The sequence below is a fragment of the Paenibacillus urinalis genome, assembly GCF_028747985.1.
GTDB lineage: Bacteria > Bacillota > Bacilli > Paenibacillales > Paenibacillaceae > Paenibacillus > Paenibacillus urinalis.
The window spans coordinates 723,053-749,990 of sequence record NZ_CP118108.1; the positions used below are offsets into that span (position 1 = coordinate 723,053).

General features: G+C 46.2%; 26 protein-coding genes. 17 read left to right on the top strand and 9 right to left on the bottom strand.

Annotated elements, in window-relative coordinates; all coding sequences use genetic code 11:
• Positions 1 to 125 precede the first annotated feature (125 nt).
• Positions 126 to 977: a BglG family transcription antiterminator LicT gene (gene licT / locus PUW25_RS03305; protein ID WP_274338034.1), complete on the top strand. Its 852-nt coding sequence runs from the start codon at positions 126 to 128 to the stop codon at positions 975 to 977.
• Between the two features lie 160 nt (positions 978 to 1,137).
• Entirely contained in the window at positions 1,138 to 3,081 is a 1,944-nt protein-coding gene (locus PUW25_RS03310) for a beta-glucoside-specific PTS transporter subunit IIABC (RefSeq protein WP_274338035.1), read from the top strand.
• A 299-nt stretch (positions 3,082 to 3,380) separates the two neighbouring features.
• On the opposite strand, the gene PUW25_RS03315 is transcribed toward PUW25_RS03310, so the two are convergent.
• Positions 3,381 to 3,665: a DUF4176 domain-containing protein gene (locus PUW25_RS03315; RefSeq protein WP_076312445.1), complete on the bottom strand. Its 285-nt coding sequence runs from the start codon at positions 3,663 to 3,665 to the stop codon at positions 3,381 to 3,383.
• Positions 3,666 to 3,841: 176 nt separating this feature from the next.
• Between PUW25_RS03315 and PUW25_RS03320 the strand changes: the two genes are divergently transcribed.
• A complete protein-coding gene (locus PUW25_RS03320) occupies positions 3,842 to 4,171 on the top strand; it encodes a four-helix bundle copper-binding protein (protein ID WP_274338036.1) in 330 nt (109 codons plus the stop codon).
• 86 nt (positions 4,172 to 4,257) lie between these two features.
• Here the strand turns inward: PUW25_RS03320 and pelA are convergent, their stop codons facing one another.
• Together pelA and PUW25_RS03330 are read right to left on the bottom strand one after the other, a co-directional pair.
• Entirely contained in the window at positions 4,258 to 5,217 is a 960-nt protein-coding gene (pelA, locus tag PUW25_RS03325) for a pectate lyase (protein WP_274338038.1), read from the bottom strand.
• A 267-nt stretch (positions 5,218 to 5,484) separates the two neighbouring features.
• Positions 5,485 to 6,537 (bottom strand): oxidoreductase, encoded by a 1,053-nt coding sequence (locus PUW25_RS03330; RefSeq protein ID WP_274338040.1) that lies wholly within the window; start codon positions 6,535 to 6,537, stop codon positions 5,485 to 5,487.
• 150 nt (positions 6,538 to 6,687) lie between these two features.
• Between PUW25_RS03330 and PUW25_RS03335 the strand changes: the two genes are divergently transcribed.
• Together PUW25_RS03335 and PUW25_RS03340 are read left to right on the top strand one after the other, a co-directional pair.
• Positions 6,688 to 7,116, top strand: coding sequence for an Lrp/AsnC family transcriptional regulator (locus PUW25_RS03335; RefSeq protein ID WP_047912803.1), 429 nt, complete (start codon positions 6,688 to 6,690; stop codon positions 7,114 to 7,116).
• A gap of 207 nt (positions 7,117 to 7,323) precedes the next feature.
• Positions 7,324 to 7,743, top strand: coding sequence for an organic hydroperoxide resistance protein (locus PUW25_RS03340; RefSeq protein ID WP_274338041.1), 420 nt, complete (start codon positions 7,324 to 7,326; stop codon positions 7,741 to 7,743).
• A gap of 116 nt (positions 7,744 to 7,859) precedes the next feature.
• Here PUW25_RS03340 and PUW25_RS03345 read toward each other — a convergent pair whose 3' ends face one another.
• A complete protein-coding gene (locus PUW25_RS03345) occupies positions 7,860 to 8,336 on the bottom strand; it encodes a nucleoside deaminase (protein WP_274338042.1) in 477 nt (158 codons plus the stop codon).
• A 310-nt stretch (positions 8,337 to 8,646) separates the two neighbouring features.
• On the opposite strand from PUW25_RS03345, the gene ilvA reads away from it, so the two are divergent.
• A complete protein-coding gene (gene ilvA, locus PUW25_RS03350; RefSeq protein ID WP_205054254.1) occupies positions 8,647 to 9,927 on the top strand; it encodes a threonine ammonia-lyase IlvA in 1,281 nt (426 codons plus the stop codon).
• A 73-nt stretch (positions 9,928 to 10,000) separates the two neighbouring features.
• Here the strand turns inward: ilvA and PUW25_RS03355 are convergent, their stop codons facing one another.
• A complete protein-coding gene (locus PUW25_RS03355; RefSeq protein WP_052512109.1) occupies positions 10,001 to 10,972 on the bottom strand; it encodes a hypothetical protein in 972 nt (323 codons plus the stop codon).
• Positions 10,973 to 11,290: 318 nt separating this feature from the next.
• On the opposite strand from PUW25_RS03355, the gene PUW25_RS03360 reads away from it, so the two are divergent.
• Positions 11,291 to 14,077: a copper amine oxidase N-terminal domain-containing protein gene (locus PUW25_RS03360; RefSeq protein WP_052512111.1), complete on the top strand. Its 2,787-nt coding sequence runs from the start codon at positions 11,291 to 11,293 to the stop codon at positions 14,075 to 14,077.
• Positions 14,078 to 14,225: 148 nt separating this feature from the next.
• Here the strand turns inward: PUW25_RS03360 and PUW25_RS03365 are convergent, their stop codons facing one another.
• A complete protein-coding gene (locus PUW25_RS03365; protein WP_047912807.1) occupies positions 14,226 to 14,996 on the bottom strand; it encodes a DUF1129 family protein in 771 nt (256 codons plus the stop codon).
• Positions 14,997 to 15,405: 409 nt separating this feature from the next.
• Between PUW25_RS03365 and PUW25_RS03370 the strand changes: the two genes are divergently transcribed.
• The 3 genes from PUW25_RS03370 to PUW25_RS03380 all read left to right on the top strand — a co-directional run bounded on the left by PUW25_RS03370 (position 15,406) and on the right by PUW25_RS03380 (position 17,615).
• Complete coding sequence (locus PUW25_RS03370; RefSeq protein WP_047912809.1) at positions 15,406 to 15,750, top strand: hypothetical protein; 345 nt, start codon at positions 15,406 to 15,408, stop codon at positions 15,748 to 15,750.
• 147 nt (positions 15,751 to 15,897) lie between these two features.
• Positions 15,898 to 16,728, top strand: a complete 831-nt coding sequence (locus PUW25_RS03375) for an alpha/beta hydrolase (RefSeq protein WP_274338044.1) — start codon at positions 15,898 to 15,900, stop codon at positions 16,726 to 16,728.
• 110 nt (positions 16,729 to 16,838) lie between these two features.
• Entirely contained in the window at positions 16,839 to 17,615 is a 777-nt protein-coding gene (locus PUW25_RS03380) for a DODA-type extradiol aromatic ring-opening family dioxygenase (RefSeq protein ID WP_274338045.1), read from the top strand.
• A gap of 94 nt (positions 17,616 to 17,709) precedes the next feature.
• On the opposite strand, the gene PUW25_RS03385 is transcribed toward PUW25_RS03380, so the two are convergent.
• The gene (locus PUW25_RS03385; protein ID WP_274338047.1) at positions 17,710 to 17,922 is read right to left on the bottom strand and encodes a hypothetical protein; all 213 of its coding nucleotides are present in this window, start codon (positions 17,920 to 17,922) and stop codon (positions 17,710 to 17,712) included.
• A gap of 192 nt (positions 17,923 to 18,114) precedes the next feature.
• Entirely contained in the window at positions 18,115 to 18,648 is a 534-nt protein-coding gene (locus PUW25_RS03390; RefSeq protein ID WP_205054247.1) for a DoxX family protein, read from the bottom strand.
• A 358-nt stretch (positions 18,649 to 19,006) separates the two neighbouring features.
• On the opposite strand from PUW25_RS03390, the gene PUW25_RS03395 reads away from it, so the two are divergent.
• The 4 genes from PUW25_RS03395 to corA all read left to right on the top strand — a co-directional run bounded on the left by PUW25_RS03395 (position 19,007) and on the right by corA (position 23,279).
• Entirely contained in the window at positions 19,007 to 20,086 is a 1,080-nt protein-coding gene (locus PUW25_RS03395; RefSeq protein ID WP_274338048.1) for a DUF3048 domain-containing protein, read from the top strand.
• Between the two features lie 293 nt (positions 20,087 to 20,379).
• Positions 20,380 to 20,997, top strand: coding sequence for a DUF47 domain-containing protein (locus PUW25_RS03400; RefSeq protein WP_274338049.1), 618 nt, complete (start codon positions 20,380 to 20,382; stop codon positions 20,995 to 20,997).
• A 14-nt stretch (positions 20,998 to 21,011) separates the two neighbouring features.
• Positions 21,012 to 21,998, top strand: coding sequence for an inorganic phosphate transporter (locus PUW25_RS03405; protein ID WP_274338051.1), 987 nt, complete (start codon positions 21,012 to 21,014; stop codon positions 21,996 to 21,998).
• A 315-nt stretch (positions 21,999 to 22,313) separates the two neighbouring features.
• Positions 22,314 to 23,279 carry a magnesium/cobalt transporter CorA gene (gene corA / locus PUW25_RS03410; RefSeq protein WP_274338265.1) on the top strand — a complete coding sequence of 322 codons (966 nt, stop codon included), beginning with the start codon at positions 22,314 to 22,316 and terminating at the stop codon, positions 23,277 to 23,279.
• A 111-nt stretch (positions 23,280 to 23,390) separates the two neighbouring features.
• On the opposite strand, the gene PUW25_RS03415 is transcribed toward corA, so the two are convergent.
• The gene (locus tag PUW25_RS03415; RefSeq protein ID WP_274338052.1) at positions 23,391 to 24,005 is read right to left on the bottom strand and encodes a hypothetical protein; all 615 of its coding nucleotides are present in this window, start codon (positions 24,003 to 24,005) and stop codon (positions 23,391 to 23,393) included.
• A gap of 551 nt (positions 24,006 to 24,556) precedes the next feature.
• Between PUW25_RS03415 and PUW25_RS03420 the strand changes: the two genes are divergently transcribed.
• The 3 genes from PUW25_RS03420 to PUW25_RS03430 all read left to right on the top strand — a co-directional run bounded on the left by PUW25_RS03420 (position 24,557) and on the right by PUW25_RS03430 (position 26,918).
• The gene (locus tag PUW25_RS03420; protein WP_047912825.1) at positions 24,557 to 24,847 is read left to right on the top strand and encodes a YerC/YecD family TrpR-related protein; all 291 of its coding nucleotides are present in this window, start codon (positions 24,557 to 24,559) and stop codon (positions 24,845 to 24,847) included.
• Between the two features lie 3 nt (positions 24,848 to 24,850).
• The gene (locus tag PUW25_RS03425; protein WP_274338266.1) at positions 24,851 to 25,624 is read left to right on the top strand and encodes a sirohydrochlorin chelatase; all 774 of its coding nucleotides are present in this window, start codon (positions 24,851 to 24,853) and stop codon (positions 25,622 to 25,624) included.
• A gap of 412 nt (positions 25,625 to 26,036) precedes the next feature.
• On the top strand, positions 26,037 to 26,918 hold the full coding sequence (locus PUW25_RS03430; RefSeq protein ID WP_047912947.1) for a diacylglycerol kinase: 882 nt from the start codon (positions 26,037 to 26,039) through the stop codon (positions 26,916 to 26,918).
• Positions 26,919 to 26,938 lie beyond the last annotated feature (20 nt).

A 26,938-nucleotide genomic window follows, 5' to 3' on the forward strand; every position in this document is an offset into this window, starting at 1 on the left:
GGCCTATAGCTAATATATTACTGGATTGTTACTGTTAAATCAGGCAAAACCAGAAGCGGGGCTGCAACAATGCTCTGCTTTGGTTTTGCCTTTAATTTTTTGCCAGTACAAGGTGATGTGAACAGATGAAAATAGCGAAGGTGCTGAACAACAATGTTGTGACGGTCATCGATTCAAGTGGTAATGAGCAGGTTGTCATGGGGCGGGGGATCGCCTTTAAGAAACACACAGGAGACTCGATTGATGAATCTCTTATTGAAAAGGTATTCTCACTTGAAAGCAAGGAAGTATCACAGAAACTGAAAACGCTTCTGTCGGATATTCCTGCGGAATATGTGGAATGCTCGGATGAGATTATCCGTTATGCGGAAACAGTACTTGGCGAGAAGCTTCATGAGAGCATCTACATCTCGCTGACGGATCATATTCATTTTGCCATAGACCGTCATCGGCAGGGCATGCAGCTGCGGAACGCACTGCTGTGGGAGATCAAACGGATGTACCGCAAGGAGTTTGCCATTGGTCAGAAGGCGCTGAATATTATTGAAGAAACGCTCGGCGTTCTCCTGCCGGAAGACGAATGCGCATTCATCGCAATGCATCTTGTAAATGCCCAGATGAACGGCGAGATGAGGGAAACGATCAGCATTACGAATATCGTCAAGGATATTCTAAACATTGTAAGACGAAGCTTTGTGATTGAGCTGGATGAAGATTCACTCAGTTACTATCGGTTCTTAACACATCTGAAATACTTTGCACAGCGGGTGATAGCAGGGACCGCGATTGAAGGGAAGGAAGAGGATAACCCGCTTCACGACCTGGTCAGCAAGCAATATCCTGAAGCTTACGCTTGTGCCTTGAAGATTAACGATTACACCCGAAAAATTTATGGACGGGTATTATCAAAGGAAGAAATATTATATCTGACCATTCATATTGAGCGAATAGTCAGAAACGAGCAATCAACCGAATAATACGGGATTGTTACTGTCGTACAGGACAGGCAAAACCTAAACGTTGAATCACAGATAAGTTGATCTTGTCTTGGTTTCAGTGTTTAGGTTTTTTTTTACCCTTTATAAATGCAGCACGAGCTTTTCACTTATTACTTTTCCTAAAAAGGAGCAGATCATCATGGATCAACAGCAATTGTCCAAAGATATATTGAAGCTGGTCGGCGGCGAAGAAAATATCGATCAAGTAACGCATTGTATGACCCGTCTTCGCTTTAACCTGAATGACAATGATAAGGCAGATAAGAAAACCCTTCAAAACACACCGGGTGTTATGGGTGTCATGATCAACGGAGGCCAGTTCCAGGTCATTATCGGTAACGAAGTGCCTAAAGTATACAATGCATTGGTAGGTAACATGAGTAAATCACCGGATGCGGGTACTAGCAGCGGAACTACGGTAACTAAAGAGAAGAAAAATCCGCTAAGTGCGCTGTTCGATTTTATCTCAGGCGTATTTACTCCGATCCTTCCTGCTATTACTGGCGCTGGTATGATCAAAGGGATCGTTGCTCTCCTTGTTACCTTTGGCTGGATGTCAGAGACGAGTTCGGCTTATCAGATTCTGTCGGCAATCGGAGACGGAGCGTTCTACTTCCTACCTATTATCTTGGCGATTAGTACAGCTCGCAAACTGGGAAGCAACATGTACATTGGTGCCGCAATTGGTGGTGCCATACTTCATCCAACTTTAACTGCATTACTTGCATCAGGTGAAAGTGTCACGTTTGCTGGACTTCCTGTAATCGCTGCCACTTATGCATCATCGGTTATTCCGATTCTGATTGCAGTATGGCTCGCTTCTTATGTAGAGAAAGCTGTAGATAAGGTTACACATGCATCACTTAAGCTGATTGTTGTTCCTACGGTTACTATACTTGTCATTGTACCTTTAACACTCATTGCAGTTGGACCACTTGGTGTTATTATTGGTGACAGCTTAACGGGCGCATTCTCTTGGTTGTTTGATAACGCAGGTCTTTTTGCAGGACTTATTGTGGGCGGAACCTTCTCGCTCTTGATTATTACAGGTATGCACTATGCACTAGTACCAATTATGATTGGATCTGTTGCCGCTCTGGGATATGATTACCTCATTCCAATGATGATGGTAGCCAACTTTGCACAAGCAGGTAGTGCACTTGGTGTTGCTCTTAAAACGAAAAATAAACAAACGAAATCCCTTGCGTTCTCTACAAGTATTACAGGATTTATGGGAATTACAGAGCCTGCAATGTACGGGGTTAACATGAAGTATAAGAAACCATTTATTGCAGCTCTTCTCGGGGCAGGTATCGGTGGTGCCTTCATGAGCTACTTCAATACTAAGGCTTATGTAATTGGTGGTCTTGCTGGTTTGCCTGGTATCCCAATGGTCATCGGAGATACATTCATCTATGCAATCATGGGTCTTGTTATCGGTACAGCAGCGGCAGCAATTCTGACTTACATTCTTGGATTCGAGGAAGCAGTACCAGCACAAGCTCCAGTAGCTGCTCAAACAGAATCTAATGCTTCTCAATCGGCAGTGACTGCACAGGCTGCTCCAACGAATGAAACGAGCACTGCTCCTTCTACGACAACAGTAGAGGAAGAGGCAAAGGTAGAAGATCAGGAAGTATACAGCCCGATCACGGGGGAAGTCAAACCGCTGAGTGCGGTGAATGATCCTGCGTTCTCAGAAGAGATTATGGGCCAAGGATTTGCCATTCAGCCGTCTGAAGGACGTGTTGTATCTCCGATTAACGGAACTGTATTCTCTCTGTCCAAGAGCGGTCATGCGATTGGTCTTGTCAGTGACAGCGGTGCGGAAATGCTAATTCATATTGGTATTGATACAGTGAAGCTGAAAGGGCAGTTCTTTAGTCCGAAGGTTCAAGCTGGAGCGAGGGTATCCGTGGGTGATCTCCTGATGGAGTTCGACAGGGAAGAGATTGAAAAAGCAGGCTACGAAACAATTACACCTGTCATTGTAACCAACATGCACCAATACGGAGCGATCCAATCCGCAGGAAAAACAAACGTCCGTGAAACAGAGCTGATCTATACAGCCAAGGCACTGTAGGCGGCTACTACCTCTAGAGATAGTAGCAAAGAAATACTATTTATATGAAGTCCTCGGCAGGTAAAAGCCAGGGTCGTTCTATGGACGAGTATTATTATGTAAACAACGCTGAAATAATGGAAAAAGGATTTTTGAAGAAAGCCCAGCTAAATTACAGCTGGGCTACTTCTTTACACCCACTTAGTGAGATTTTTGGATGAAGAACGACTTTTGACGAAGTCAACCGGAGTGAGTCAGCCAAAAACCGAACGCTCGAGTCAGCCAAAAACCGAACGCTTCAGAACGCTTCAGATTGCCTCTTACTCGGCTTCCTTGATCGCTTCAGCAAGGATTTTACGGAAAGCAACTTCCTCATGATCCTCAAATCCTTTAAATATAACATCCTTGATATCCTCGTGGTTAAAGAAGACATTAGAGTCTTCTGTTAAATTGCCGTGTGGATAATAACATGCCACATAGTCCCATGTACTCTGAGACTCAGTATCATTTTGCAGCCGGCCATAGATCATCAGCTTCTGCTTCCATTCCTTAATGCGTACTACAGAACCGATCGGCAGCAGGTCTTGTTCATAGTTAACAGTCATGATCGTTTCCTCCTTTGCAGGTCAATGCTCTTATTTAACCATAATGACCCATAGACATGCAAAAGAAGCTGCTTGTTATTTCATTTCTATCACATCAGCCATTGAATGGTCCTATGTTTGAGATTGAATGAGAAGGGTACTTCATAAGAGAGAAAAATGATCTGGAGGTCTGTAATATGTTACAAGAACAGTATCAGTCAGCAGTTCATGCGCTGCACGAATGTATGGCTGCCTGCAACCATTGCTATGATGCATGCTTGAAGGAAGAACATGTAGGTATGATGGTCGAGTGCATCCGCTTGGACAGGGAATGTGCTGACATCTGCGGATTTCTTGAACAAGCTTTACTGAGAGGTACACCCGTTGTATCGGAGCTGGCAAGTGCATGTGCAGCCATCTGCGAAGCATGTGGTACAGAGTGTCAACGGCATGACATGGAGCACTGCAGGAAGTGTGCAGAAGCCTGTTTCCGTTGTGCAGAGGTATGCAGAGAATTAGCCGCGTAGGAGGAAACGACAAAGCAGACAAGACGGTTCAGGAGAGATCCTTCGCCCTTGTCTGCTTTTATTTTGGAAAGTTTATTTAACTCATCTTAATAGATTCCCAAGCTGTTGGCCCAGTTCCCATACCAGGAATAATTAACTCTTCGCTCTTGTTCAATATCACTTAGCTTGTACTTCACTACACCATCTCGACCGACAAAGATCGGTTTATTTGTATTGATCTCATAGAAACGAGCCCAAATGGCCGGCGCACTCGGATCACTAACCACCACAACATCATCCGTAGTCTTTACTACTTTGATACCGGTGATTTTTACAGCTTTGAACCAATCTTCCGCTGCCGTGATACTATTTGCAATTGCCGTAGTAGAGGCTCTAGTCTTGAGGAATTTAACGATGTTCACACTTTCCTGTGCGCTAAGAGAAGGAACCTCATAGGATCTTGCTCCAGCCGGCTTTAGTGTTGAGGAATCATGCTGTTGTCCCCAAACGGTAAGTTTACCGTTCACAGACACCTGAATTTGCAAAATCAAGTTAATTCCCTTGGATACAGCAGTACTGGCTCTGCTGGCTAACGTGCTGTCCACAAAGGAAAAATCGCCTTTTTTGTTAGCGACGTCATCGAGTAGAATCATAACGTTAATCATGGCGTTGTCATTAAATGTGATGTGCTTGTGATAACCGGAGCTGTTGTATATTTGCGGCCAGCCTCCATTCGCATATTGCATGTTTAGCAAGAAGTTGATTCCACGGATCGCAGCAGCTGAATATAGAGTATTGTTTGTTTTCTGGTATTCCGCGGCCAATCTTCTGATCTCGGTATAAGTCGCCTTATTATCAATCGTAGATTTGGACCATTCTCCGCTCGTCGAGCTGTAATCCTTTTTCCATCCGCCATCGGCTTGCTGATATTTGAGTATGTCGGAAATACTTGCCGTTTCTCCCGAACTCGCTAGAACAGTAGAGGAAGGCGGAATCAGGAGAGTGATAACGGAGAATATCAAGGATAATGCCAAGAGAGCTGGAATCTTCTTGAACTTTGCCAACATAACAGTCATCTCCTTATTAATTATTTAATGTAAACGTTTACAGTCTTGTTGCTTATTATATCGGACGACCCTATACTTGTAAATAATTTTAAAAAATGGATTGAATATCCTGATTATTTGCAGATAACCCGATGTTTACCAGCATTAGAAAAAGCAAATAAACACAAAAAAGCACTTATTCAAGTAACCGGAAAAGTACACACATGTGGTGTATCGTTTAATCTTGGTCACTTAAAAAGTGCATTAAAAGTGCTGAAATGCTCTCTTCTAGATCAATTGTGCTAAATGGATTGCTGAATCATAAGGATTGAGCGGCAATCCGGTCTTAAGGCGGTTAACAAAATCGTTATTTGCCAGCAAGGGACGGCCAAATGCAGCCAGATCGATCACACCTGAACGGATGGCTGTCACAGCAGAATCGGGAGTACGATTGCCAACTCCGATGATATAACCTTCCCATCGACTCCGCACGAGCTCGTGAAATGTCAGACCTTCCCACATCGGCTGGGAGAAATGGTTTGTAGATGGATGGATGACTTGCAGACCAACCTCGTGAAACATCTCGATGTATGACTCGATCTCAGCGATAGGGTCTAACCATCGGAAGCTGGGCTCATCGTCTTTCAATTCAGAGAAGCGTAGAACGACACGCTCCATACCGATATCCTCACCAATGGCAGAAAGTATTTCTCTCATCAGTCTCAGACGCTGAGTCCTGTGACCACCATAACCATCCGTACGTCGATTTGTGGATTCCGATGCAAATTGATCGATTAGATAGCCATGGGCTCCGTGAATTTCGACCCCGTTAAAACCGGCTTGAATAGCATTATTAGCTGCCTGTTTAAAGTGATGTACGGTCATACGAATATCTTCATCCGTCATTTCCTTAGGCATAGCGTAAGGTTTATGCAACCGATGTACAAGCCCCTCAGCTCGCAGAGCAGAGGGGGCAAGAGGTGGACGGCCCCCTGTTAAATCAGGATGGGTCAGCCTGCCGACATGCCATAGCTGTGCTATAATGGTGCCCCCTTTTTCATGTACTGCCTCCGTGACTTTGCGCCAGGCACTCACTTGCTCGCTTGTATATAATCCAGGTACTCCAAAGGTCCCTTTTCCTTGGATTGTCGGTAAAATGCCTTCTGTGATGATAAGGCCTATTCCGTCTTCCGCTCGGCGTTGATAGTAAGCAATGACATCCTCACCAACCGTACCCGTAGCATCATTGGCAAATGAGCGCGTCATTGGAGCCATTACAATCCGTGTTTGTAGTTGCCAGGGCCCGATTCGAACGGGCTGTAACAATTCGTTATTTATCATATCCACGCCTCTTCTTTCAATTGATATAATAAATAATTTTATATAATATCGATGTTAGGTACTATAGAGTTTTAAAGTTAATATTGATTTCGAATCTTTAAATTCATTTCATTTGATGAATTTTACCTTGAATATAAAGGAGTATGATTCATGGACGATCTGGACAAACAAATCTTGCTGCGGTTGCAGGAGGAAGGGCGCATCTCTATGACGGATCTAGGAAAGGCCGTCTCCTTATCACAGCCCGCCGTTACGGAGCGAGTACGCCGCATGGAAGAGAACGGAATTATTGATCATTATCGTGCAGTCATTACCCCAGAGAAGATCAACAAGCAAATATCTGCATTCATTCTGTTTTATACTAAAGGATGTGATAACTTCGTCAGTTATTGTAAAGAAGCACGCGATGTCGTTGAGTTGCATCGAATCAGCGGACATCAGTACAATTTTCTTGTCAAACTGGTTACCGAATCTTTACTAACCTTGGAGAGTGCAATTAATGAGCTTGGAAAATATGGTGACTCAACGACCATGATCGTACTCTCATCACCAATCAAGCAAGACCAGTTAATCCCTTAAGGATCTTTAGGCTGTCGAGAAATTCTCGGCAGTCATTTTTATTTCTTTTCATTCAAGCACGGGATGGATTTACTAAATTAATTATTTTATGCTTTACACATCAAATTAAATTTAGTAAAATTAAATTGTAAACAATATAATTTATAACAATATAAAAATAAGCTATATTCTAAAATTAAAATTAAAAATGAAAAGGAGAACATGAAAATGAAAACATTGTATGAAACAACGGTAATCAATACAGGAGGGCGTCAAGGCATTGTGCAATCTCCGGATAATGTATTTTTGCTGGAGGTTGCTGCACCTCCGGAGCTAGGCGGCAAGGATACAACGGCTACCAACCCTGAGCAGCTGTTTGCGGCTGGATACAGTGCCTGCTTTAATTCAGCACTTGAGTTCCAATTGAAGAAGAACAATGTACAAATCGAGAAGAGCACCGTGTCCGCAACGGTATATTTAAAAACCGATCCGGCAGATAACGGTGTTAAGCTTGAGGTGGAGCTGGATGTGCGAATCGACGGTTTGGATGAGGAGACAGCTCGCAAGTATGTGGCGCTTGCTCATGATTATTGCCCGTACTCCAAAGCCATTAAAGGAAATGTTAATGTAACTGTAAGCATGGGATAATGCAATTCGCGCGTTAACTCGCAATAAAAAAAGCCAGTATGCTCCATTCGAATGGGGACCTTACCTTGTTTATGAGACAGGGTACAGTCCCGGGCATACGGGCTTTTTTCTTTTTTTTAGCGGGCATGTAACTGCTGATGCAGCTGCCGGACTTGCTCGGCTAGCTCCGGCACAGGGCCATCTACTACGGTATCACGAATAACTTCGTGAATAGGGAGGTTCAGCACCCGAGATGAGCGGGCGCCCATATCATTTAGCCACATGCACAGCTGAGCTGAGGAACTTGCATAAACGATCCGTCCCAAGCCAACCCATCCATGGGCAGCAGCACACATTGGACAATGCTCGCCAGATGTATATACGGTTGCTTGGCTTCGTTCTAGTGGGTCCATGTGCTCTGCAGCCCAACGTGCTAATGCAAATTCGGGATGCTGGGTAGGGTCACCGCCTCCTACATGGTTACGTTCCTCGGCAAGTACGGTGCCATCAGCGGATACAAGGACGGAACCGAAGGGCTCGTCACCTGCTTCAAGAGCTGTTCCTGCTAGCTCTATGCAGCGTTTCAAATGTGCAAGATCTGTATCATTGACCATGGCTGTTCATCTCCTATTCTCTATTGCTATACTGTTAGGCTATCATGATTATCGGTATCTTGAAAATAAGATCCCCCAAAAATATGGTCTGATTGGAGTTCGATTCGCTGGTAAAAATAAGTACAGATGAGGAGGGCATCCAGCGCAGGAAAGTGGTACAATACATAGAAATGATAGCTGATAGCTAAGTCATAGACAGAGAAATGCTGCGTAAGAGGATTCTTTTCATATCACCCATCGTTTGATGAGTTGTGGAATGGATTCAAGTACATGCCTTGCGCGTACCAAATTCAAGCGGAGTGTGGAGAGAATGGAACCAGTAGAGACATCAAGAAGTGGAAATGTCCCTGTTGTGGGAATGGAAGATATCGTCAGAGCACACCATGTGCTGAGAGAGGTTATCGTACGTACACCACTCCAGCGTGATGCTGTGTTATCTGCGAAATACAATTGCGAAGTTTATCTAAAGAGAGAAGATTTGCAAGTCGTTCGTTCATTTAAAATCCGTGGTGCTTACAACATGATCCGGAGTCTGTCCCAGGAGGAGAGAGAACGGGGGATTGTATGCGCGAGTGCTGGGAACCATGCGCAAGGGGTTGCTTTTTCATGTAATGCCTTGGGAATTCAGGGCAAGATCTTTATGCCAAGCACGACACCGAGTCAGAAGGTTAAGCAGGTAAGACGTTTTGGAGGAAGCAATGTGGAGGTCGTCCTTACAGGCGACACTTATGACGATTCCTATGAAGCGGCGATGCGTGTATGCAAGGAGCAGGAGCTTACGTTTATTCACCCGTTTGATCAACCGAAGATCATTGCAGGCAACGGAACAATTGGTATGGAGATCATGGAGGATCTGGACGCTCCCGCGGATTATGTGTTTGTGACCATTGGCGGCGGTGGACTCGCGGCAGGGGTAGGTGCGTATATCAAAACAGTTCATCCGGAAACGAAGGTCATTGGCGTAGAGCCGCTAGGCGCAGCTTCCATGACGGAGGCCATTGATCAGAAGCAGGTCGTTACCCTGCAGCAGATTGATAAATTTGTGGATGGTGCCGCGGTTAAACGTGTGGGTGATCTCACCTATGATATTTGCAAGAACGCCCTGGATGATATCTTAAAGGTGCCGGAAGGCAAGGCATGTACGACCATTCTTGAATTGTATAACGAAAATGCCATTGTGGTTGAACCGGCGGGTTCCTTGTCTGTTGCTGCACTTGCGCAGTATAAGGATCAGATTCAAGGGAAAAAAGTCGTCTGCATCATCAGTGGGGGCAATAATGACATTGACCGGATGCAAGAGATTAAGGAACGTTCGCTCATGTATGAAGGGCTGAAGCATTATTTCATGATTAACTTCCCGCAGCGTGCGGGGGCACTCCGTGAATTTTTGGAGGATGTGCTCGGTCCAAATGATGATATCGCCCGGTTTGAATATACGAAGAAGAATGACAAAGAGAACGGTCCGGCCCTGGTCGGCATTGAGCTGATGTACACCGAGGATTACGAGCCGCTCATCGAGCGTATGAATCGAAAAAATATTCAATATACCGAGCTGAACAAGGATCTTAATCTCTTTAATCTCTTGATCTGATATATTTTAGGTGATAAAAATAGAGCCCCGCTTACAATCGTAAGCGGGGCTTCCTGTGCTGCACATTAGCATTCTATCCGTTCGTTCCGACATGCTCCTCGAGCCAATCTTTTACCTCAGAGGTTTGCTTGAACTGATGATCCTTCAGTACGTTAACGAACTGCTTCAGCAGCTCGTGCAGCTGACTGTTGTTCTCATTCGGGAGACCGGCAATGAACGTGTAGGCTGTTTTGGCATTGGGTCTGATCGCTCCATTGTCTTGGAAGAGAGGGGTATTATTCATCCCGTAAAAAATAACGTGTCTGTACAAATCATACTGATCTTCCATTTGCCGTGTGCGATTAGAGTTCGGATAGCTGGTAACAAATCCTTCGAGCAGTAACGCGCGATTGACAAGCTCCTGATATCCGATCGCAAGAGCGGCATCCTTACCCAGCTGTTTGCGAGAGAGCTCTGCCTGGATGCTGATGTAAGCAGAAATATCCTCTTTGACATCCTCCTTGTAGCGTTCAAAAGCAGAATAATCCATCGTCAGGAAATACATGCCTTCAGCGGTAATGACCTTGTATCCGTAATTTTTAGCCTGTGTCAGCAGGTTTTTCACTTTTTGAGTTTTTGCCTTTTGGATCAGCTGGTTCATGGTGTCGTTTTCTTTGAAAAAGGTCTGCAGCTCCTCTTGAACGTCCTGCGGGTACAACTTCTTATCAATGGACGGCATGGCTTTGATCCGTGCATTTTCTAAATAGAGCACCATAAGCGTCGCATGATGGGGAGATGCTTTTGATATATTTTTATTCAGATAAGTTGCAGCTTCCGGCAGACCGTTCGGTTGTTTAAGCAAAGCTCGAAACTTGTTCAGGATAACGGACGACTCCGATGAAACTGCCTCAGCAGCTGCAGGTGCTGATGTATTTGCTTGCGCGGTATTTTGGGCGAAGGCGGGGCTCCATCCGGCAGGCAGCAGCAATGCTGCACTGCTTAACACAGCCATCCATTTTACGGTGGATTTCCGGTTGTTCTTATGCCGAAGTATCGTGTTCTTCATAATTATAACCTCCTAAAAATGATGGATAGATTTACATACATGGGTTACCTAAAGTATTTACCCTAATTACCCGAGGCCCACCTGCTCTAGTTGAAATGATGTGGCACAATAATGATCGAATTGCACACAATGGTCTCTACTGATTCAGCAAGCGAGCCAACATTTGGCCCACGCAAAAAAATAATTTTCTTCTGACTTGTAAATATGGAACATTATCCCACTATTCTGCGTTATAAGATTGCTGACGTGAAATGAGCCGCATAAGTTGCAAATGGATCTGATGTTTTTTAATCCAATGTGAAGCTGGAGGAAATGTTGATGAAGAAATGGGTATCCTCGGTTGTGATTGCTGCACTGGTATCCGCGGGCGTTGGTCATACGCCAGGTATGTTAAACGCGGCGACTGCCATCCAAATTTATATCGATAATGAAAGACTTCCGTCTACCCAAGCGCCTGTAATGAAGGGCAATCGGGTTCTCGTTCCACTGCGCTCGATCTTTGAAGGGCTGGATGCGAATGTAATATGGAACAATAAGACGAAGACAGTTACAGCGACAAAAGGAGACCAGACGGTCTCCATGACGATCGGATCGAGCTATGCCACGATCAGTGGAAGCAGAGTCACACTCGATGTCCCGGCGTCGATCATCAAAGGCAGCACTATGGTGCCCATCCGCTTCGTGACGGAGGCACTTGGTGAGGAAGTGCTGTGGAACTCCAGTGCCAAACGTGTAGATATTATTACGAGCAGCAATGATCTGTCTTCTTCCACTGTAACGACCAGGGTCGGTACACAGTACGGGGATGCAAGAGATATCAGCGTGGAGTTTACCCCTTCGCAGAACGAAGACGGGGTGCATGAATACCGGGTCATACTGGTCAAAGCCTCAAACAGTGGAAGCTTTAATCTGAATGAAGCCAGAAATGTATCTTATACGAGCTACACCCCAGTATCGAGAACGAATGGCAAGCTTAGTGTGACGTTGAAAGAGAACACACTGGATGCAGCGGGTCAAAAGATACAGTCTGGCACGGCTTACAAGGTCTATGTGCTGACCGTGGGGAATGATGCTTCTGATTTCTCCTATGTGCTGTCCTCGGCTAAAGATCCGATTACGATGAGTGCCAAGCCTGCAGTAGCTGCAGCCTCGGAAGTTAAAATTCGAGATATTGCGAACCATGGGGATGGAAGAGATGTTGAAGTCAGCTTTAAACAGCCGGGAACAACATCCGATATCTCGAATTATCGCATCTTCGTCGTCAAGCAAAAGGATGCATCATCCTTTGATGTGAACGCAGCCAGTAGAGCAGCGAACAGCTATTCTACACCCGTGAATAAGTCGAGCTCATCAACGATTACGACGACGTTGTCGTCAGGCACACGTGATTCATCGGGAGAGATTATCAAGAACGGCATCCCGTATGTCGTCTTTATCTATTCGGCCAGCTCGAACACGAATAATAAGCAGCACAAGCTGTCGGTTGCTTCCTCTGCGATTACACTCGACAGTGCTACATTGACGGCTCCATCCATTACGGCAGTCAACGATGTAAATGATTATGGCAATGGCCGGGATATACAATTGTCCTTCAATAGAGCAGGCAATGAGGCCAAGGTCGGTTTTTATAGAATATATGTTGTTAGGAATAATCAAGCATCGTCATTTAATATGACTGAAGCGAATAAGCTGGGCTCGGACCGTTACTACGATATCTCCAAGACAGGTAACAATATCACCACCACCTTGCCTGAAAAACTTAAGGATACCAGCGGTAATACAATCCGAGAAGGAGAGACGTACCGAGTCTTTGTTGCATCCATGGGCAATCAGCAGGGAGGATACTCCAATCTGCTCTCTGGTGCCTCAGCCCAGATTACCCTTGTGAACAACTCGGTAACGAAGCCGATCAGTGGACTTGCGGTGAGTGATATTCAGGATTATGGGGATGGCCGTGACCTCAGAGTGACGTTTAACAAATCATCGAATGAAGCAAGTGTGGATCATTATCGCGTATTCGTCGTGAAATCGGGGAATGCAGGGGCTTTTAATGTATCTATTGCAAGCAGCATGAACAGCTCAAGATACACGCGTGTAAACAAAACAGGCGGCAATCTATCTGTAGCCTTGTCTGCTGATGCGAGAGATACAGACGGTTCCATTATTCGCAGCGGAGTAAGCTACCGCGTATTCGTTCTTGCGGTCAGTAACAGAGGTGACAGCAAGCTGAACTCTCTGTCCGGTGCTTCATCTGTGATCCAGCTATCGGCGAGTAGTGCCCAGCCAGCTTCCTCGGTAGAGGCGGTAGTGAACGGAACCAATGGGGATGGACGTGATGTCACCGTGAAGTTCAAGAAGGCTTCGGATGAGACAGGGCTGTCCCGTTATCTTGTTATGGTAGTGCGGGCCGATGAAGCGAGCAGGTTTGATCTGGCATGGGCAAATCGGGTGGACTCGGGGAATTATACAGCAGTGGCGAAGAAAGGGTCAGATCTGTCACAAGTGCTGAACGAGAATACCAAGGACGTCAGGGGTGATCGTCTCACTCCGGGAACAAATTATAAGGTGTTCGTGTTGTCGCTAGCAGATGGCAAAGTACGCTCGGAAAATGCTTTGTCACAGCCATCTAACACGTTCGCGATCAATAAGGCACCTGTCGCAGTGGATACTGCCGTCATAACGAAGGTGGAGAATAAGCCTGCTCAGAATCCCGCCATAAAGGTGGATTTCAATAAGGCAGGCAATGAAGCCGGATTGTCCTTCTACGCCGTCATTGCGGTGAAGGCGGCGAATGCAGATCAATTTACGCTGGAGCAAGCGAATGCATTGCCAAGAAGCCAGTATACCGCGGTTTCCAGAATGGGAGACAACCTGAGCGCGGTGCTTGATACGTACGCGCTGGATGCAGATGGCAGCACATTGAAGGCGGGCGTTACCTATCGTATCTTTGTATTATCCGTAGCTGATGGAGACAAGGCAACTGTGAACAGCCTGTCGAGAGCAAGTGACACGATTGTAATGGAGGAATTGCCTGCTGCAGCTGCACCTCAATCACAGCGCACATCAGGTGAACACGGAGAAGACTCGGCTGCTAAGGATATATAATGGCTGCAGTTTAGGAGCATGACGGAATTAGGAAGAAGCTCGAATTGCGATTAGCGGCAATTCGAGCTTCTTTGGTATGTTATCCACATGTTAATAAACCCTAGAGCATCCCGCAATGGCTGAGGCTTCTCTGGGGTTTATGTATGAATTAAGCCCTTTTTTTTCTTCCGAAGATCGGTTTAACGAGCACAAGTCCGATGGCTCCAATAGCGATGAGGGCAATGGCAGACAGCTGAATAGCGGGAAGCATATTGCCGAATATGTAGCCCAGAAGCAAAATGATGACCACGACGATGAGATAATTGATGATGGATTTCAGATTAAATCCAGCGCGTCTCGGTGACCGATGGGTCTCTTCATCCTCCGGTGCATGATTAAAAGAGAGGAGAATCTGAATTAATACAATCGCGCCACCGGCGATGAGGGCTAATGTAAACAGGCTGATACTCGTATAGGATGATGGATCTTGGCCCGCTAACGAAGTCACCTGCCCGATGAGTCCCATTAGCAGAAATACCATCGATACCGCAGCCCAGGCAATCATGAGATTGAATTTAATTCCTTTGGTATTATCTGTATTTTCATTATTAATCTTATCCGCATCTTTAGCTGAGACGGTGGAGGAGGCTTTCGAATTTGCAGCGGGTGCTGCTCCCAGCGCATATTTATTCTCTTCTTCTTTAATATACTTGTCCGGTTTACCGCCGAATAATTGCTTCAGATCGGTGCCCTTACGTTGTGCTTCTAAGATTTCCTGTCCCATGCGGAGCAGCAGCTCCTCGAGCTCGAGCTCAGGAATGCGCGAGTTCCTGACCTGTTCCTCGATCAGGGCATAGAACTCCCTGGAAGGAGATGTCATCTGACCAATGACCGTAGTTTGCCGATTCCTGATCAGCATGATTTGTTTGCTGCGATTCATTACTTTATTGTCCACTCCTCTGTCCTATATCCGTACATCATATGAATAAAGTATACGGGAGTAAGGTGGAATTAGCAAAGTTAGGTGTAGGCTTATTCTTTATAGAACAGCTGAGTATGATGAACAGCTACATATATTATGGCAGCGATGACGGCAAGACAGAGAAATACACTTCCCAGGTGATGTTCAATCCAGTGGAACATGAGCTTCATGTGATATCTTCCTTTCCTGTAATCTTCGATTGCTGCTTGTTATTATTCCGAATCAGAGCTTGGATTAATCCGTCTCATTAAGTTTTATGAGGCCAATTCAGGGTCAGAGCGGGAGTGTATAGCCAGTTATCTCCTGTCACACACTATGTCGTGTGCTTATCTAAGAGCAGTACGCATATATAAGGAGGGTTTCGATCATGACACAGAACGATGCAACGAGACAGTATCTGTTAAACAGCCAGTCGAGAGGAGTCAAGGATGAGGTTGTGAAGGCAGAACATATTGAAGAAACAACGAGTCGTAATGAGGAATTTGCATGGGCTCATCAAGTGAGCCGTTCTGCAGAGACCCAGCGGGTGAAGGGAACAGCCCAGATCAGTGCTGAGATTGCGAATGTAGCACCCGTCTATCGGACAATAGCGGATACGGAGTTTGGATCAGATGATGAGGGAGTAATACCGCGCGGGGAGACTGAAGCGGAGCCTGTGGAATGGAAGGGCAAATCAGAAACCCATGCGATGTTTCGCCGGAGCTATGAATAGGCCATAGAGAATTCCATGGAGTGGATTGACTTTCGGTAAAGAATGGTGCTACACTATCTTCAACTAATTCACATTAAACTTATCGGAATTAATTGAAATATAGTTTGGTATTCGTTTAGGTGTTACTTTTTACTGGGAGGAAGTCATATGGAACGACAAATTGGCATTAAGCATGGGGAAGAGGAAATAGCAGCAACGATCCATTATCCGGTGGTATCCGAAATCTCAGAAGGCAAGAAGCCGGCACGAGTACCGCTGATCGTTATTTGCCATGGGTTTGTTGGTAATCGTATTGGTGTTGACCGTTTATTTGTCAAAACGGCGAGAGAACTGGCGGAGGACGGGAACCTGGTGCTTCGGTTTGATTATATCGGCTGTGGTGAGAGTACAGGTGAATATGGCGCTGAAGGGCTGCAGTCGATGATAAATCAGACGAAGAGCGTGCTTGACTATGCCCTGGATTGCTGTGATGTCGATCCTCAGCAGGTGACGCTGCTAGGTCACAGTCTCGGAGGAGCTACAGCACTTCATACCGCAGTAAGGGACAAGCGAGTAACTAAGCTTATTCTGTGGTCTGCTGTAGGGTATCCTTTTAATGACATTATAAAAATAACAGGCCGTGACAAATACGACACCTCTGTCAAAGAGGGGGCGGCAGATTATTTAGGCTATCGCTTTACTCCGGCATACTTTGAATCGCTCGCCGATTTCCAGCCGTTTCAGGAGGCGCTCAAATTCTCAGGCGATGTGCTGGTCATTCACGGAACGAGCGATGATACGATCCCGGTCGATTACGCCTTTTTATATCAGAAGGTATTCTGGATGCGCAGCGAGGGTCGCTGTGATAAGGATATTATTTTTCAAGGAGACCATACCTTTTCCTCGGGACCGGAACGTGAGCAGCTCATCAAGCGTACCCGTGCGTGGTTAACAGAGCAGCGTACCGCCAATCAAGACTGGCAGCATTGGATGATCTAATGGAAGAAATAAATGTTTCAGTACTGAATCAATCAACTTTATTTCGTTCACCTCTAGATGTAAAATAAACACATACACCCATTCTACCTGTGTCTGGAGGCTTGGCAGCGATGACTTTACCTGCATTGTTTATTGCGCACGGTTCACCCACCCTCGTAATAGAGGACAACAACTACACAGCGTTCTTGAGAGAGCTTGGTGCCAGCTTACCGGTCCCAAAAGGTATTGCCTTATTCTCCGCTCATTATGATGAGCCGGTGCAGTCACTGTCTGCAGATGAGTTTCATACAACGATGCATGATTTTTACGGATTTCCTAAAGAAATGTACAAGATTGAATATCCTGCCCTGGGCGATCCGGAGCTGTCGATGCGGATTGGCCAATTGATGGCAGCGCACAATCTGCCTTACAAGCTCGTTACAGGAAGAGGACTTGATCACGGTGCCTGGGTCATTCTTCGGCATATGTATCCAGAAGCGAATATTCCGGTCGTCAGCTTGTCTGTCGATTCCATGCGGTCAGAGCAGGAGCAATACCGTATCGGCTGTATGCTGGAGCCTTTAAGACACGAGGATATATTAGTGATTGGCAGCGGCGGGCTGGTACATAATTTGAGGAAGCTTAGTCCAGATTCAGAACCCGCAGCGTGGGCTGCCGAGTTTGATGAATGGCTCACAGTGAAGCTGGATGAGTGGAATCTTCGAGACCTCTATGATTACGAGAAAAAAGCCCCGAATGCCCAAGATGCGGTCCCTTCTTATGCTTCCGAGCATTTTGCACCCTTATTCTATGCGATGGGAGCAGCAGACAAGGAACGCAGAGCACAGAAGCTGTTTCAAGCCTATCAGTACGGCAGTTTGAGTCTGAATTGCTGGCAATTCGGTTAACTTATAACGAAGTTAAAGGCATTCCCTAATGGAAGAGACGATCTTCCCCCAGGGGATGCCTTGTATTGTTTATATACGAGCAAGCCGGCAGGTCCTAAGATTTAAGCTCGAAGAACTCACAGTCCTGCCGCTGATGATAGGCAATATCGCTAACACTGGATTGAATGACAATGGTCATCTCATCATAGCGAATAATAACACCACCAGAGTCGATCTGCTGGTTATCTTTAAAAACGCGAATGCGTCTTTTGCGAGTCATGGCTTCTTCAAAGTCAAGGCTCGTGATTAAACGGCGATTCGTAGCCAAGGGGTTGTCACACCTCCATCATGATTAAATGCCCATAGAAGCGGGTCGTGAAGAGAGTATACCACGGAAGCGTGCCGGTATGAATGGTTACAGCAAAAAGCAGGTCCCCGATAAACCTGCTCCCCATGTTTTTTCGATGGAGGAAGATTTATCAGGCGGCCTGCCCTGTTTCTATATCATCTATTTCGAGGCTTAGGTGTGCTGTGTCTTCGTGTTCACTTTTGCCACCGGGTCCTTGCGATGTCTAAACTTGTTGTACATTCCGCGGATATAAGGGATTACCCAGTTATCGAGACCAATCTTAGCTGCATTGTATCCAGCGACAACGATGAAGATCTGCAGAAGTACCAGCTGTGCATTCGTGCTCACCGTTCCCGAGAAGAGGAACGCGAAGTTCATGACCATCGCCATCACTGCAGCCAAGGTAGTGAAGCATCCAAGTAAGAGACCTACACCGACCAAGAATTCGCCAAGCGGTACGAGGAAGTTAAACAATTCTACGTTCGGAAGGGCAAAGCCTTCAAGGAAAGCACCCCACCAGCCTTGAACTGTAGCACCCTCACCTGTCGATTTCTCGATTGCTCCTGTCAGGAATCCTGTAGCATCAAAGCCTCCGCCCGTCAGCTTCTGCCAGCCGTGAGTCATCCAGTCATATCCGAGATATACCCGAAGTACGGTCAGCAGCCACATTGCAACCTTGTTTTCTCTCAGCCATGTTGTAAACATATAAACCACTCCATCCTTTTTTTTGTGAGGAATCGTAGGATTCCCCTTGTCTGAAGATAATTAGTTAATATCAAGATAGATTGAGCGATAGAAGTTAATGCCTTTATCTTTGTACACTCTTTTGCTCGTTCTATCTATAAAAGTGATCACTCTTTTGATGTCTTTATCTTAAAACATATCCCATCGTATGTTTGTGATAAAAATCACAATGTATCAAAAAAAACGCCTATTTCCATGAATCTCATCTGATCTGTGCAATTTATCGCAGGAAATCAAAGACATTTCGCTTGAATTTGTGATTAAATGGTAGAAAAGCATGCTGCTACTTTCCCTGATGATGAAGGAGGAACACACTTACGTGCAGATCGTAGAAAAATGGAAGCCCTCATTATACATCCTATTCTTACTCATCCTGCTCACAACCGCTTGCTCATCCAATAGCACGCCTGAAGCTGAGCCGTCAGAGCCGGTAGTGGAGACGCCGGGGCCCGCTGAGGAGTTAACAGAAGAGCCCGAAGCTGAGCCCGAGCCTGAGCTGGCTTATGCTGCTCCATTAACAGGTATTCGCTCTGCAGAGCCCGTTGATGAAAGACCTCTTGCGGTAATGATCAATAATGCCCCGGCAGCAAGACCCCAATCCGGACTTAGTCAAGCCGATCATATATATGAAGTGCTGGCTGAGGGGGGAATTACCCGGCTGATTGCGATCTTCCAAAGCGGGGGAGCTGCCGAAACGTTAGGTCCAATCCGCAGCATTCGCCCGTACCTCATCGAGCTTGGCGAGAGCTATGGAGGTATACTGGCGCATGCGGGAGGAAGCCCGGCTGCCTACTCGATACTGCAAAATGAAGGGAAGCCATATCTCGATGAAATCTCGAATGGCGGACCTTATTATTTCCGAAGCAGTGACCGCAAAGCACCGCACAATCTGTATTCTTCTGTCGATCAGCTGCGAGAAGGCGCAGAGAACCGAGGATACTCACTAGAGAACAACGCACCCGTATATTCGTATTTGGAGCAAGGAGCGGAGGTAAGCGGAGAAGCAGTCCGTTCATTTGATATTTATTATCTGAATGACAGCTATACTGTAAGCTACGAATACGACAGTACTATGCAGCAATATTTAAGGAGTGTGAATGGTGCTGAGGATCTGGATGCAAATGATGGAACGCACCTGGCTGCTTCGAATATTGTTGTGCTGTCGACCTCGCATAGGGTGCTGGACGATGTAGGCAGACTCGCCCTTGATCTGTCATCCGGCGGTGAGGCGATGCTGTTCCAGCAGGGCCAGCTGATTCGTGCAGAGTGGAAGAAATCCTCAGGGGACATCATTCGGTTCTATAAGGACGAGAAGGAGCTGCCGCTCGTTCCGGGAAAAAGCTTCTTCAGCATTGTGCCCGATTCTCCGGCACTCGAAGAGCATATTACGTTTCATTAACCACATAGTCAGATCATTATCGCTTATCTAAGCCATGAAGATCTAGCTATGTTTCTTTTTACACATGTGATGGTTATATCTAGGAATATCAAGGATAAGCATGGAAGTTTTGTGAGTTATTTGGATAAATGATGCGCGATCAGGTCACTCTACATGAAGATGGCAACGTAGAATTATGAAAATTGTTCGGTTTTTGTGTAAACGCGGTGTAAAGTATGTTAAGATATCAAATGTTGTCATTTCATTTCATTACATTACATTTCACGCAATATTTCTGTGAAGGGGATATAAGAATGGCTTTGAAGAAGAAGAAGGATATATTTTTTGAGTCACTGGAAAGCATGGCGAATACGGTTGTACAAGCTGCGGACTATTTTGCCCAGCATGCCGGAAGCCTGAACAACATGGTCGAATTTACGAATCAAATGAAGAAGTATGAGACCGAGTGTGATAATTACACACATACCATTATTAAAGAGCTGAACAAGACGTTTATTACGCCGATCGAACGCGATGATATCATGGCGCTTGCTACGACGCTTGATGATGTGCTGGACGGTATTGAAGCAACGGCATCCCGTTTCTACATGTACAATCTGACAGAACCGGATCAATATATTGTGCAGTTTGCTGAAATTATTCGCGAGTCTGCTTACGAAATTCAAAAAGCGGTACATTTGCTCTCTCAGAAGAAGCTGCTTGCCATCCGCGAGTATACGATTCGTTTGAACGATCTGGAGAATCAAGGGGACGAGCTTCTTCGTATTTGTATCAAGAACCTGTTCGACACGGTTACAGATCCAATTGAACTGATTAAACGCAAAGAAACTTACGAGCGTCTTGAGACGACAACCGATGCTTGCGAGCATGTTGCCAACCGTCTTGAATCGATCATTATGCGGAACTCGTAAGGAGCAGATACATTATGGATACTACTTTATGGGTATTAGGGATTGTCATCTTCCTGGCGTTGGCCTTCGATTTCATTAACGGGTTCCACGATACAGCGAATGCCATTGCAACATCGGTATCGACGAGAGCACTGACACCGCGCCGGGCTATTATTCTTGCAGCCAGCATGAACTTTGTCGGGGCACTGATGTTTACTGGGGTTGCGAAAACGATCGGGGGCAGCGTTGCAGACCCGACGAAGCTCGATAACGGGATTAATATCGTAATAGCAACGCTTATTGCTGCGATTGCCTGGAACCTGATCACCTGGTGGTTCGGGCTGCCGTCTTCTTCATCTCATGCACTGATTGGTGCGCTTGCCGGTGCCGTATTTATTGGAGAACGAAGCGAGCTGAATTGGGGCGGATTTACTGATATTGTTAAAGGTTTGATCTTATCTCCAATTATTGCGTTCGTGATTGGTTATGTCGTGATGATGTTACTGAAATGGATCTTTGCCAAGCGCAGTCCGCATACGGTCAACAAGGGCTTTCGTACCATGCAGATCTTTACAGCTGCACTTCAATCTTTCACACACGGTACGAACGATGCACAGAAAGCGATGGGGATTATTACATTCGCTCTCGTGGCAGCTGGATTGCAGGATACGATGGATGTTCCGCTGTGGGTTAAGATCGCAGCAGCAACAGCGATGGCAGCTGGTACAGCAGTCGGCGGTTGGAAGATTATCAAGACCATGGGTACAAAAATATTTAAGATTGAGCCGATTAACGGTTTTGCGGCCGATTTCTCAGCGGCATCCGTCATCTTCGGCGCAACGCTGCTGCACCTTCCGGTCAGCACCACACATGCGATCACTTCGGCGATCCTCGGTGTAGGCTCAGCTAAACGCTTCAAATCCGTGAAATGGTCGCTGGCAGGACGTATTGTGGTAACCTGGTTTATCACCATTCCGATCTGCGGTTTTCTTGCCGGCCTTATTATGTGGTTATTCTTCTAAGCACTTCGTTTTATATAAATAGATATACAATAAATAGAACCCGGATCACCGCGAAGCTGTGGATTCATTTCGCGTTGTTGCCGGGTTTTTCGATCGCTCCATGTGGAAAATGTTTATAACTCTGTGAATATGGGGACATCTAAGAGTAATAAAAGTCAAATAAAAAAGTTATCCACTTGTGGATAGATAAATCAGCTGAAATTATACAGTCCGTGCTTGCTTCTCTTTCAACGATTTGGGAATGAACAGAGATGAGGAAGCAGGGCTTTTTTGTTCCGTGATATCTGTGATAGATAGGGAAAGGCGTGATGCCCCATTATTCGGACGATGGCAATAACCCATGATCATAAATTGGTCAAAGAGTTACATCTGCTCGATATTCGGATTGAGGATTATGATTTTGTGTGGACAGATTTCAGTGCTCCGACAGAAGAGGAATCCCGGCTGCTAAAGGATTATTTTCATTTTCATCCACTCGCTGTTGAAGATTGCCTGCACGTCCTTCAGCGCCCTAAGCTGGATTACTATGAGGATATTCAATTCATGGTGCTTCATGCGATCCGTGAGGAGGAGGAGAAGCCGCACGAGGTGGATCTGTTTCTTGGCCCGAACCTGCTGGTATCCTATCATCATGAGCCGCTTGACGAACTGAATCAGGCCTGGGAGCGTATCGGAGGAGAGGCGGAGAGGCGCACCATCTGGAGCAGAGCGCCCATTGCGGCGGCCTATACAGTGATGGATAAGCTGGTCGATGGATACTTCCCGGTCTTGTTTGCCATTGAGGATGAGCTGGCCGAGCTGGAAGGAAGGAGCGGTAACGCCCCGATGGATGAACTGGTCAATCACGTATTTCTCATTCGAAGCAAGCTGCTTCGTTTGCGCAATACGATCGTGCCGATGCGGGATCTCTTGTATCGAATTGTTAACTCACAGCATATACAGGGGCAGAGCCGAAGTGATCATAAGCTGTATTTTATTGATATCTACGATCATCTGCTGAAGCTGACAGATATGCTGGACGCTGACCGGGAGATGACGGCAGATCTGCGGGACAGCTACATTTCGCTGAATTCGGATCGAATGAACAGCATTATGAAGACGCTGACGGTCATTACGACCTTGTTCATGCCCCTTACACTGATCGCCGGCATCTATGGGATGAATTTTCATTATATGCCAGAGCTCGGCTATCGATATGGATATACAGCGGTCATCGTGGTAATGCTCCTGCTGGGCTGTGGAATGATGATTTGGTTTAAGAAGAGAGGCTGGTTTAAATAAATAAATCTTGCTCCATTCAAGAGCTGCCTTAACCTAAATAGAAGCACCCCCGCGCTGAAGATCCAGCTGCGAAGGGTGCTTTATGAGGTGTTCTGCATCAGCCGGCTTGGATTATCTCCTTCTCTTTTTGGAGGATGAGGGAGAGTAGGGCTTGGAGGACGAGGTTTTGCGGCGTTTTTTGCCCGTGGAAGTCGTCTTCCTGCGTTTACGCTTCTTCCTCGGACGGTAGTAAGTATCGTCGTATGTGGGTGATGTGGACTCTGCTGCTTTATTTGCTGCAGCTGCAGCTCCAAAGGGAAGTAGTCCTGCAAACAGCTTCATCATCGGGGCCATCTGCTGGACTCCGTTGACAACCTGCTGGACCTTCCCCATCCCATTAACGATCCCGTCAATACCGCCAATTCGGTCAAACAGACCTTTCAGATTGCTCAGGTTATTGCCAATACCGCCTAAATTGCCAAGCAGACCTCCAGTGGCGGCTGCTGCCTCGGTTTCGGCTGCCTGCTGTGTCACCTGATTCGCAGGATATACAGGAGCCTGCTGCTGAGGCACCGCATAAGGTGCTTGCGGCTGAGTGGGTACTAATGCATAGGGTTGTGCAGTGGGAGCCGGCGCAGGCGCAGACGGCTGGTTATAGTGTGGAATCCCAGGATAGGGTGAATACTGATTAGGGTCCGTGAATGCCCGAGCTTGCCGGCTGCGTCTTCTGTAATGTTGTTGAGACATCGGTAGATCACATTCCTTTGCGCATGGTTTAGTATAGTGTATGTTGATGAGGTGCTCTGCGTTTAAGAAAATGCGAGATTTTCCGGGATATTGGCGGATTTGGGCTCCGGCCCAAGCGGTTGTACCACTTAAGGAACAGTGAGGGAATGCATACAGCATGAGCTCTTAGCATATGTACAAGCGAATACATGTGAATCCCGATGGTGTATGCAGGCCTCTTCGATAAAAAAGTACGGATATTTACCGATAAATAGAATAGAGTCAACAGGATTCCATCCACAGGGGAACGAATTAACATGAAGTCTGGGTATAGATAAGTCCATGATTCTAATAAGTCAGTAGCAAAAGGTATCACATTTCATTGCAAACCTGTGCGTTATGGTATAATGTAGTTTGGCGTACGGTGTGCTAAGATCTTACCCGGCTGTGTATAACGATGAAGGCCCGTAAACGATTTTATTCTGCATCGCGTGAAAACGGTAATGCTTGAAATACCAATAACGTGTAGTTACAATGAAATAGGATTCATAGTAACCTTAGGGGATGATGACATGCAGCTGAAGAAGCTAAATGATAAAAGTATAGATCAATTATTCGAAGCCATTTTGACACTTAAGGACATTGAGGAGTGCTATGTATTCTTTGACGACCTGTGCACGGTGAACGAGATTCAATCCTTGTCTCAGCGTCTGGAAGTGGCCCGTATGCTGGGTAAAGGCAATACCTACAATCAGATTGAGTCGGAGACGGGTGCAAGTACGGCAACGATCTCTCGTGTTAAGCGCTGCTTAAATTACGGAAATGACGGCTACAAGATGGCGCTGGAGCGCCTGGGACGTTAAATGATGAAGAAGCCGGGAGTTCTGATTATCAGCCATGGATCTAAGGATTCCGGCTGGACTGAGCTTGTGGATCATGCCGTCATGCAGCTGTCGCTGCCTGACGGAGTACCTGTATACGCTTCTTTTCTCGAAAATGTAGAGGGAAGGCTTATTCAGGATGGAATTGATGAACTCGAGCAGAATGGAGTCACCGATATACTGGCTGTTCCCTTGTTTATCTCTGCGGGAAGTACACATGTAGATGAGATTGAATATGCCCTTGGAGCCAAGCCTGTTCCTGAGAAGGAGACGGATCTTGAGCTTTTTCGGGTGAAGTCGCGTATCCATTATGGACATCCGCTGCATGATGATCCGCTGCTTGCCACGATGATCTGGGACAAGCTGAAGCCCTATTCGCAGGAGCCTTCTAAGGAAGTCATTCTGCTGATTGGACATGGCAGCCGTCACGACGGATTTCGGCAGCGATGGGAGCAGGGCTTCTCTACGCTCGCTTCTCTGGTGAAGGAGATCAGTGGAGTATCCGAAGCGGATTACGCGCTGTTGAATCCAGATCATATCAAGGATAAGGCAGCTGGCTACATCGAACAAGGGTACCGGGTTCTGGCGATGCCGCTATTTTTGAGTGCAGGGTATTTTACGAATGTAGAGATACCGAAGCGGCTGGATGGAATTGATGTGGAGTACAGCGGAGATCGTACGCTCTTACCGCATCCTTTGCTGCATCAGTGGATTGAGGAGCAAGTGGACGATATGCTGAGAGCCTTGGCGGACGCATAGCAGGACATAATTCTATCGTGATTGTTATTTATATTCGGTTATTATTGGAAATGCATATGGAATACAATAGAATAAGGAATAGAGGCCTGGCCGTTTGTCCTAAAAACAGTGGTATGATGCGAACTGAAATAAAGACGACGGCCGGTTTTTTGTTGTATAATAAACTATTGGATGTAAGAAACAGGTTGAGTTAGACATTAAGCGGCCGTGTTTTTGGGAATAGTAAGAAGATGAATTCATTTCATAATCGCTGTCGCTATGATACTATTTCTATCGTTTGCTCGGATTCATTTTATAACGCGGTATTCAGGGTATTACGAACTGGAGTGAAATTATAAGATAAGTGCCCAAGGCTGGTTGTATGGGATCATTGGGATATTTGCTAAAAGTGGGTGGCGTAAGGATCATGACTATGAAAAAGGCGAGATTAATCTATAATCCGACGTCAGGTCGGGAAGAGGCGAAGCGAAGACTCGCGTCAATATTGCAGCGTTTGGATGAGGGCGGAATTGAAGCATCCTGTCACGCAACGACGGGCGAAGGGGATGCGACTAGGGAAGCATCGGAAGCGATTGATCGCGGATACGATATGATCATTGCTGCAGGTGGAGACGGAACGCTGTATGAAGTCATTAATGGGATGGCAGGTAAAGAAAATCGGCCGCCGCTGGGCATTTTTCCGCTGGGGACGACCAATGATTTTGCAAGAGCGCTCGGAATCCCAAGGCATTGGGAGGATTACTGCGATATGGTGATCCGCCAGGAGACACGTCCTGTCGATCTGGGTCTTGTGAATAATCGTTATTTTATCAACATTGCCGGTGGTGGAACGCTGACAGAGCTGACCTATGAAGTACCAAGCCGTCTGAAGACCATGATTGGTCAGCTAGCTTATTACATGAAGGGCATGGAGAAGATGATTAATCTTACCCCGCAGGAGCTCTACATCAAGGCCAGGGGGCAGGAGGACATTCATGATGAATTCATGCTGTTCCTGATCGCCAATACGAACTCGGTCGGTGGATTCGAGAAGCTGGCACCGGGTGCGACGATTGATGACGGATTATTCGATGTCATTGCACTGAAGAAATGTAATCTGGCGGAGATGATTCGCCTTGTAACGATGGCGCTCCGCGGAGAGCATCTGGGTGACAAGAAGGTCATTCACTTCCAAACAGACTATATGGAGGTTACCTCACCGGGTGAAGTGCTGCTTAATCTGGACGGAGAGCTGGGCGGGTCCCTTCCGGCAAGCTTCAGAAATATGCCCCATCATATCCAAATCTACAGATAGACTGAGGCAGGTACTTCGAG

What these genes read in the sequence shown, in the direction of transcription:
- licT (WP_274338034.1), top strand. Translation starts at nt 126, where the DNA reads ATGAAAATAGCGAAGGTGCTGAACAACAATGTTGTGACGGTCATCGAT.
- PUW25_RS03310 (WP_274338035.1), top strand. Translation starts at nt 1,138, where the DNA reads ATGGATCAACAGCAATTGTCCAAAGATATATTGAAGCTGGTCGGCGGC.
- PUW25_RS03315 (WP_076312445.1), bottom strand. Translation starts at nt 3,665, where the DNA reads ATGACTGTTAACTATGAACAAGACCTGCTGCCGATCGGTTCTGTAGTA.
- PUW25_RS03320 (WP_274338036.1), top strand. Translation starts at nt 3,842, where the DNA reads ATGTTACAAGAACAGTATCAGTCAGCAGTTCATGCGCTGCACGAATGT.
- pelA (WP_274338038.1), bottom strand. Translation starts at nt 5,217, where the DNA reads ATGTTGGCAAAGTTCAAGAAGATTCCAGCTCTCTTGGCATTATCCTTG.
- PUW25_RS03330 (WP_274338040.1), bottom strand. Translation starts at nt 6,537, where the DNA reads ATGATAAATAACGAATTGTTACAGCCCGTTCGAATCGGGCCCTGGCAA.
- PUW25_RS03335 (WP_047912803.1), top strand. Translation starts at nt 6,688, where the DNA reads ATGGACGATCTGGACAAACAAATCTTGCTGCGGTTGCAGGAGGAAGGG.
- PUW25_RS03340 (WP_274338041.1), top strand. Translation starts at nt 7,324, where the DNA reads ATGAAAACATTGTATGAAACAACGGTAATCAATACAGGAGGGCGTCAA.
- PUW25_RS03345 (WP_274338042.1), bottom strand. Translation starts at nt 8,336, where the DNA reads ATGGTCAATGATACAGATCTTGCACATTTGAAACGCTGCATAGAGCTA.
- ilvA (WP_205054254.1), top strand. Translation starts at nt 8,647, where the DNA reads ATGGAACCAGTAGAGACATCAAGAAGTGGAAATGTCCCTGTTGTGGGA.
- PUW25_RS03355 (WP_052512109.1), bottom strand. Translation starts at nt 10,972, where the DNA reads ATGAAGAACACGATACTTCGGCATAAGAACAACCGGAAATCCACCGTA.
- PUW25_RS03360 (WP_052512111.1), top strand. Translation starts at nt 11,291, where the DNA reads ATGAAGAAATGGGTATCCTCGGTTGTGATTGCTGCACTGGTATCCGCG.
- PUW25_RS03365 (WP_047912807.1), bottom strand. Translation starts at nt 14,996, where the DNA reads ATGAATCGCAGCAAACAAATCATGCTGATCAGGAATCGGCAAACTACG.
- PUW25_RS03370 (WP_047912809.1), top strand. Translation starts at nt 15,406, where the DNA reads ATGACACAGAACGATGCAACGAGACAGTATCTGTTAAACAGCCAGTCG.
- PUW25_RS03375 (WP_274338044.1), top strand. Translation starts at nt 15,898, where the DNA reads ATGGAACGACAAATTGGCATTAAGCATGGGGAAGAGGAAATAGCAGCA.
- PUW25_RS03380 (WP_274338045.1), top strand. Translation starts at nt 16,839, where the DNA reads ATGACTTTACCTGCATTGTTTATTGCGCACGGTTCACCCACCCTCGTA.
- PUW25_RS03390 (WP_205054247.1), bottom strand. Translation starts at nt 18,648, where the DNA reads ATGTTTACAACATGGCTGAGAGAAAACAAGGTTGCAATGTGGCTGCTG.
- PUW25_RS03400 (WP_274338049.1), top strand. Translation starts at nt 20,380, where the DNA reads ATGGCTTTGAAGAAGAAGAAGGATATATTTTTTGAGTCACTGGAAAGC.
- PUW25_RS03405 (WP_274338051.1), top strand. Translation starts at nt 21,012, where the DNA reads ATGGATACTACTTTATGGGTATTAGGGATTGTCATCTTCCTGGCGTTG.
- PUW25_RS03415 (WP_274338052.1), bottom strand. Translation starts at nt 24,005, where the DNA reads ATGTCTCAACAACATTACAGAAGACGCAGCCGGCAAGCTCGGGCATTC.
- PUW25_RS03420 (WP_047912825.1), top strand. Translation starts at nt 24,557, where the DNA reads ATGCAGCTGAAGAAGCTAAATGATAAAAGTATAGATCAATTATTCGAA.
- PUW25_RS03425 (WP_274338266.1), top strand. Translation starts at nt 24,851, where the DNA reads ATGAAGAAGCCGGGAGTTCTGATTATCAGCCATGGATCTAAGGATTCC.
- PUW25_RS03430 (WP_047912947.1), top strand. Translation starts at nt 26,037, where the DNA reads ATGAAAAAGGCGAGATTAATCTATAATCCGACGTCAGGTCGGGAAGAG.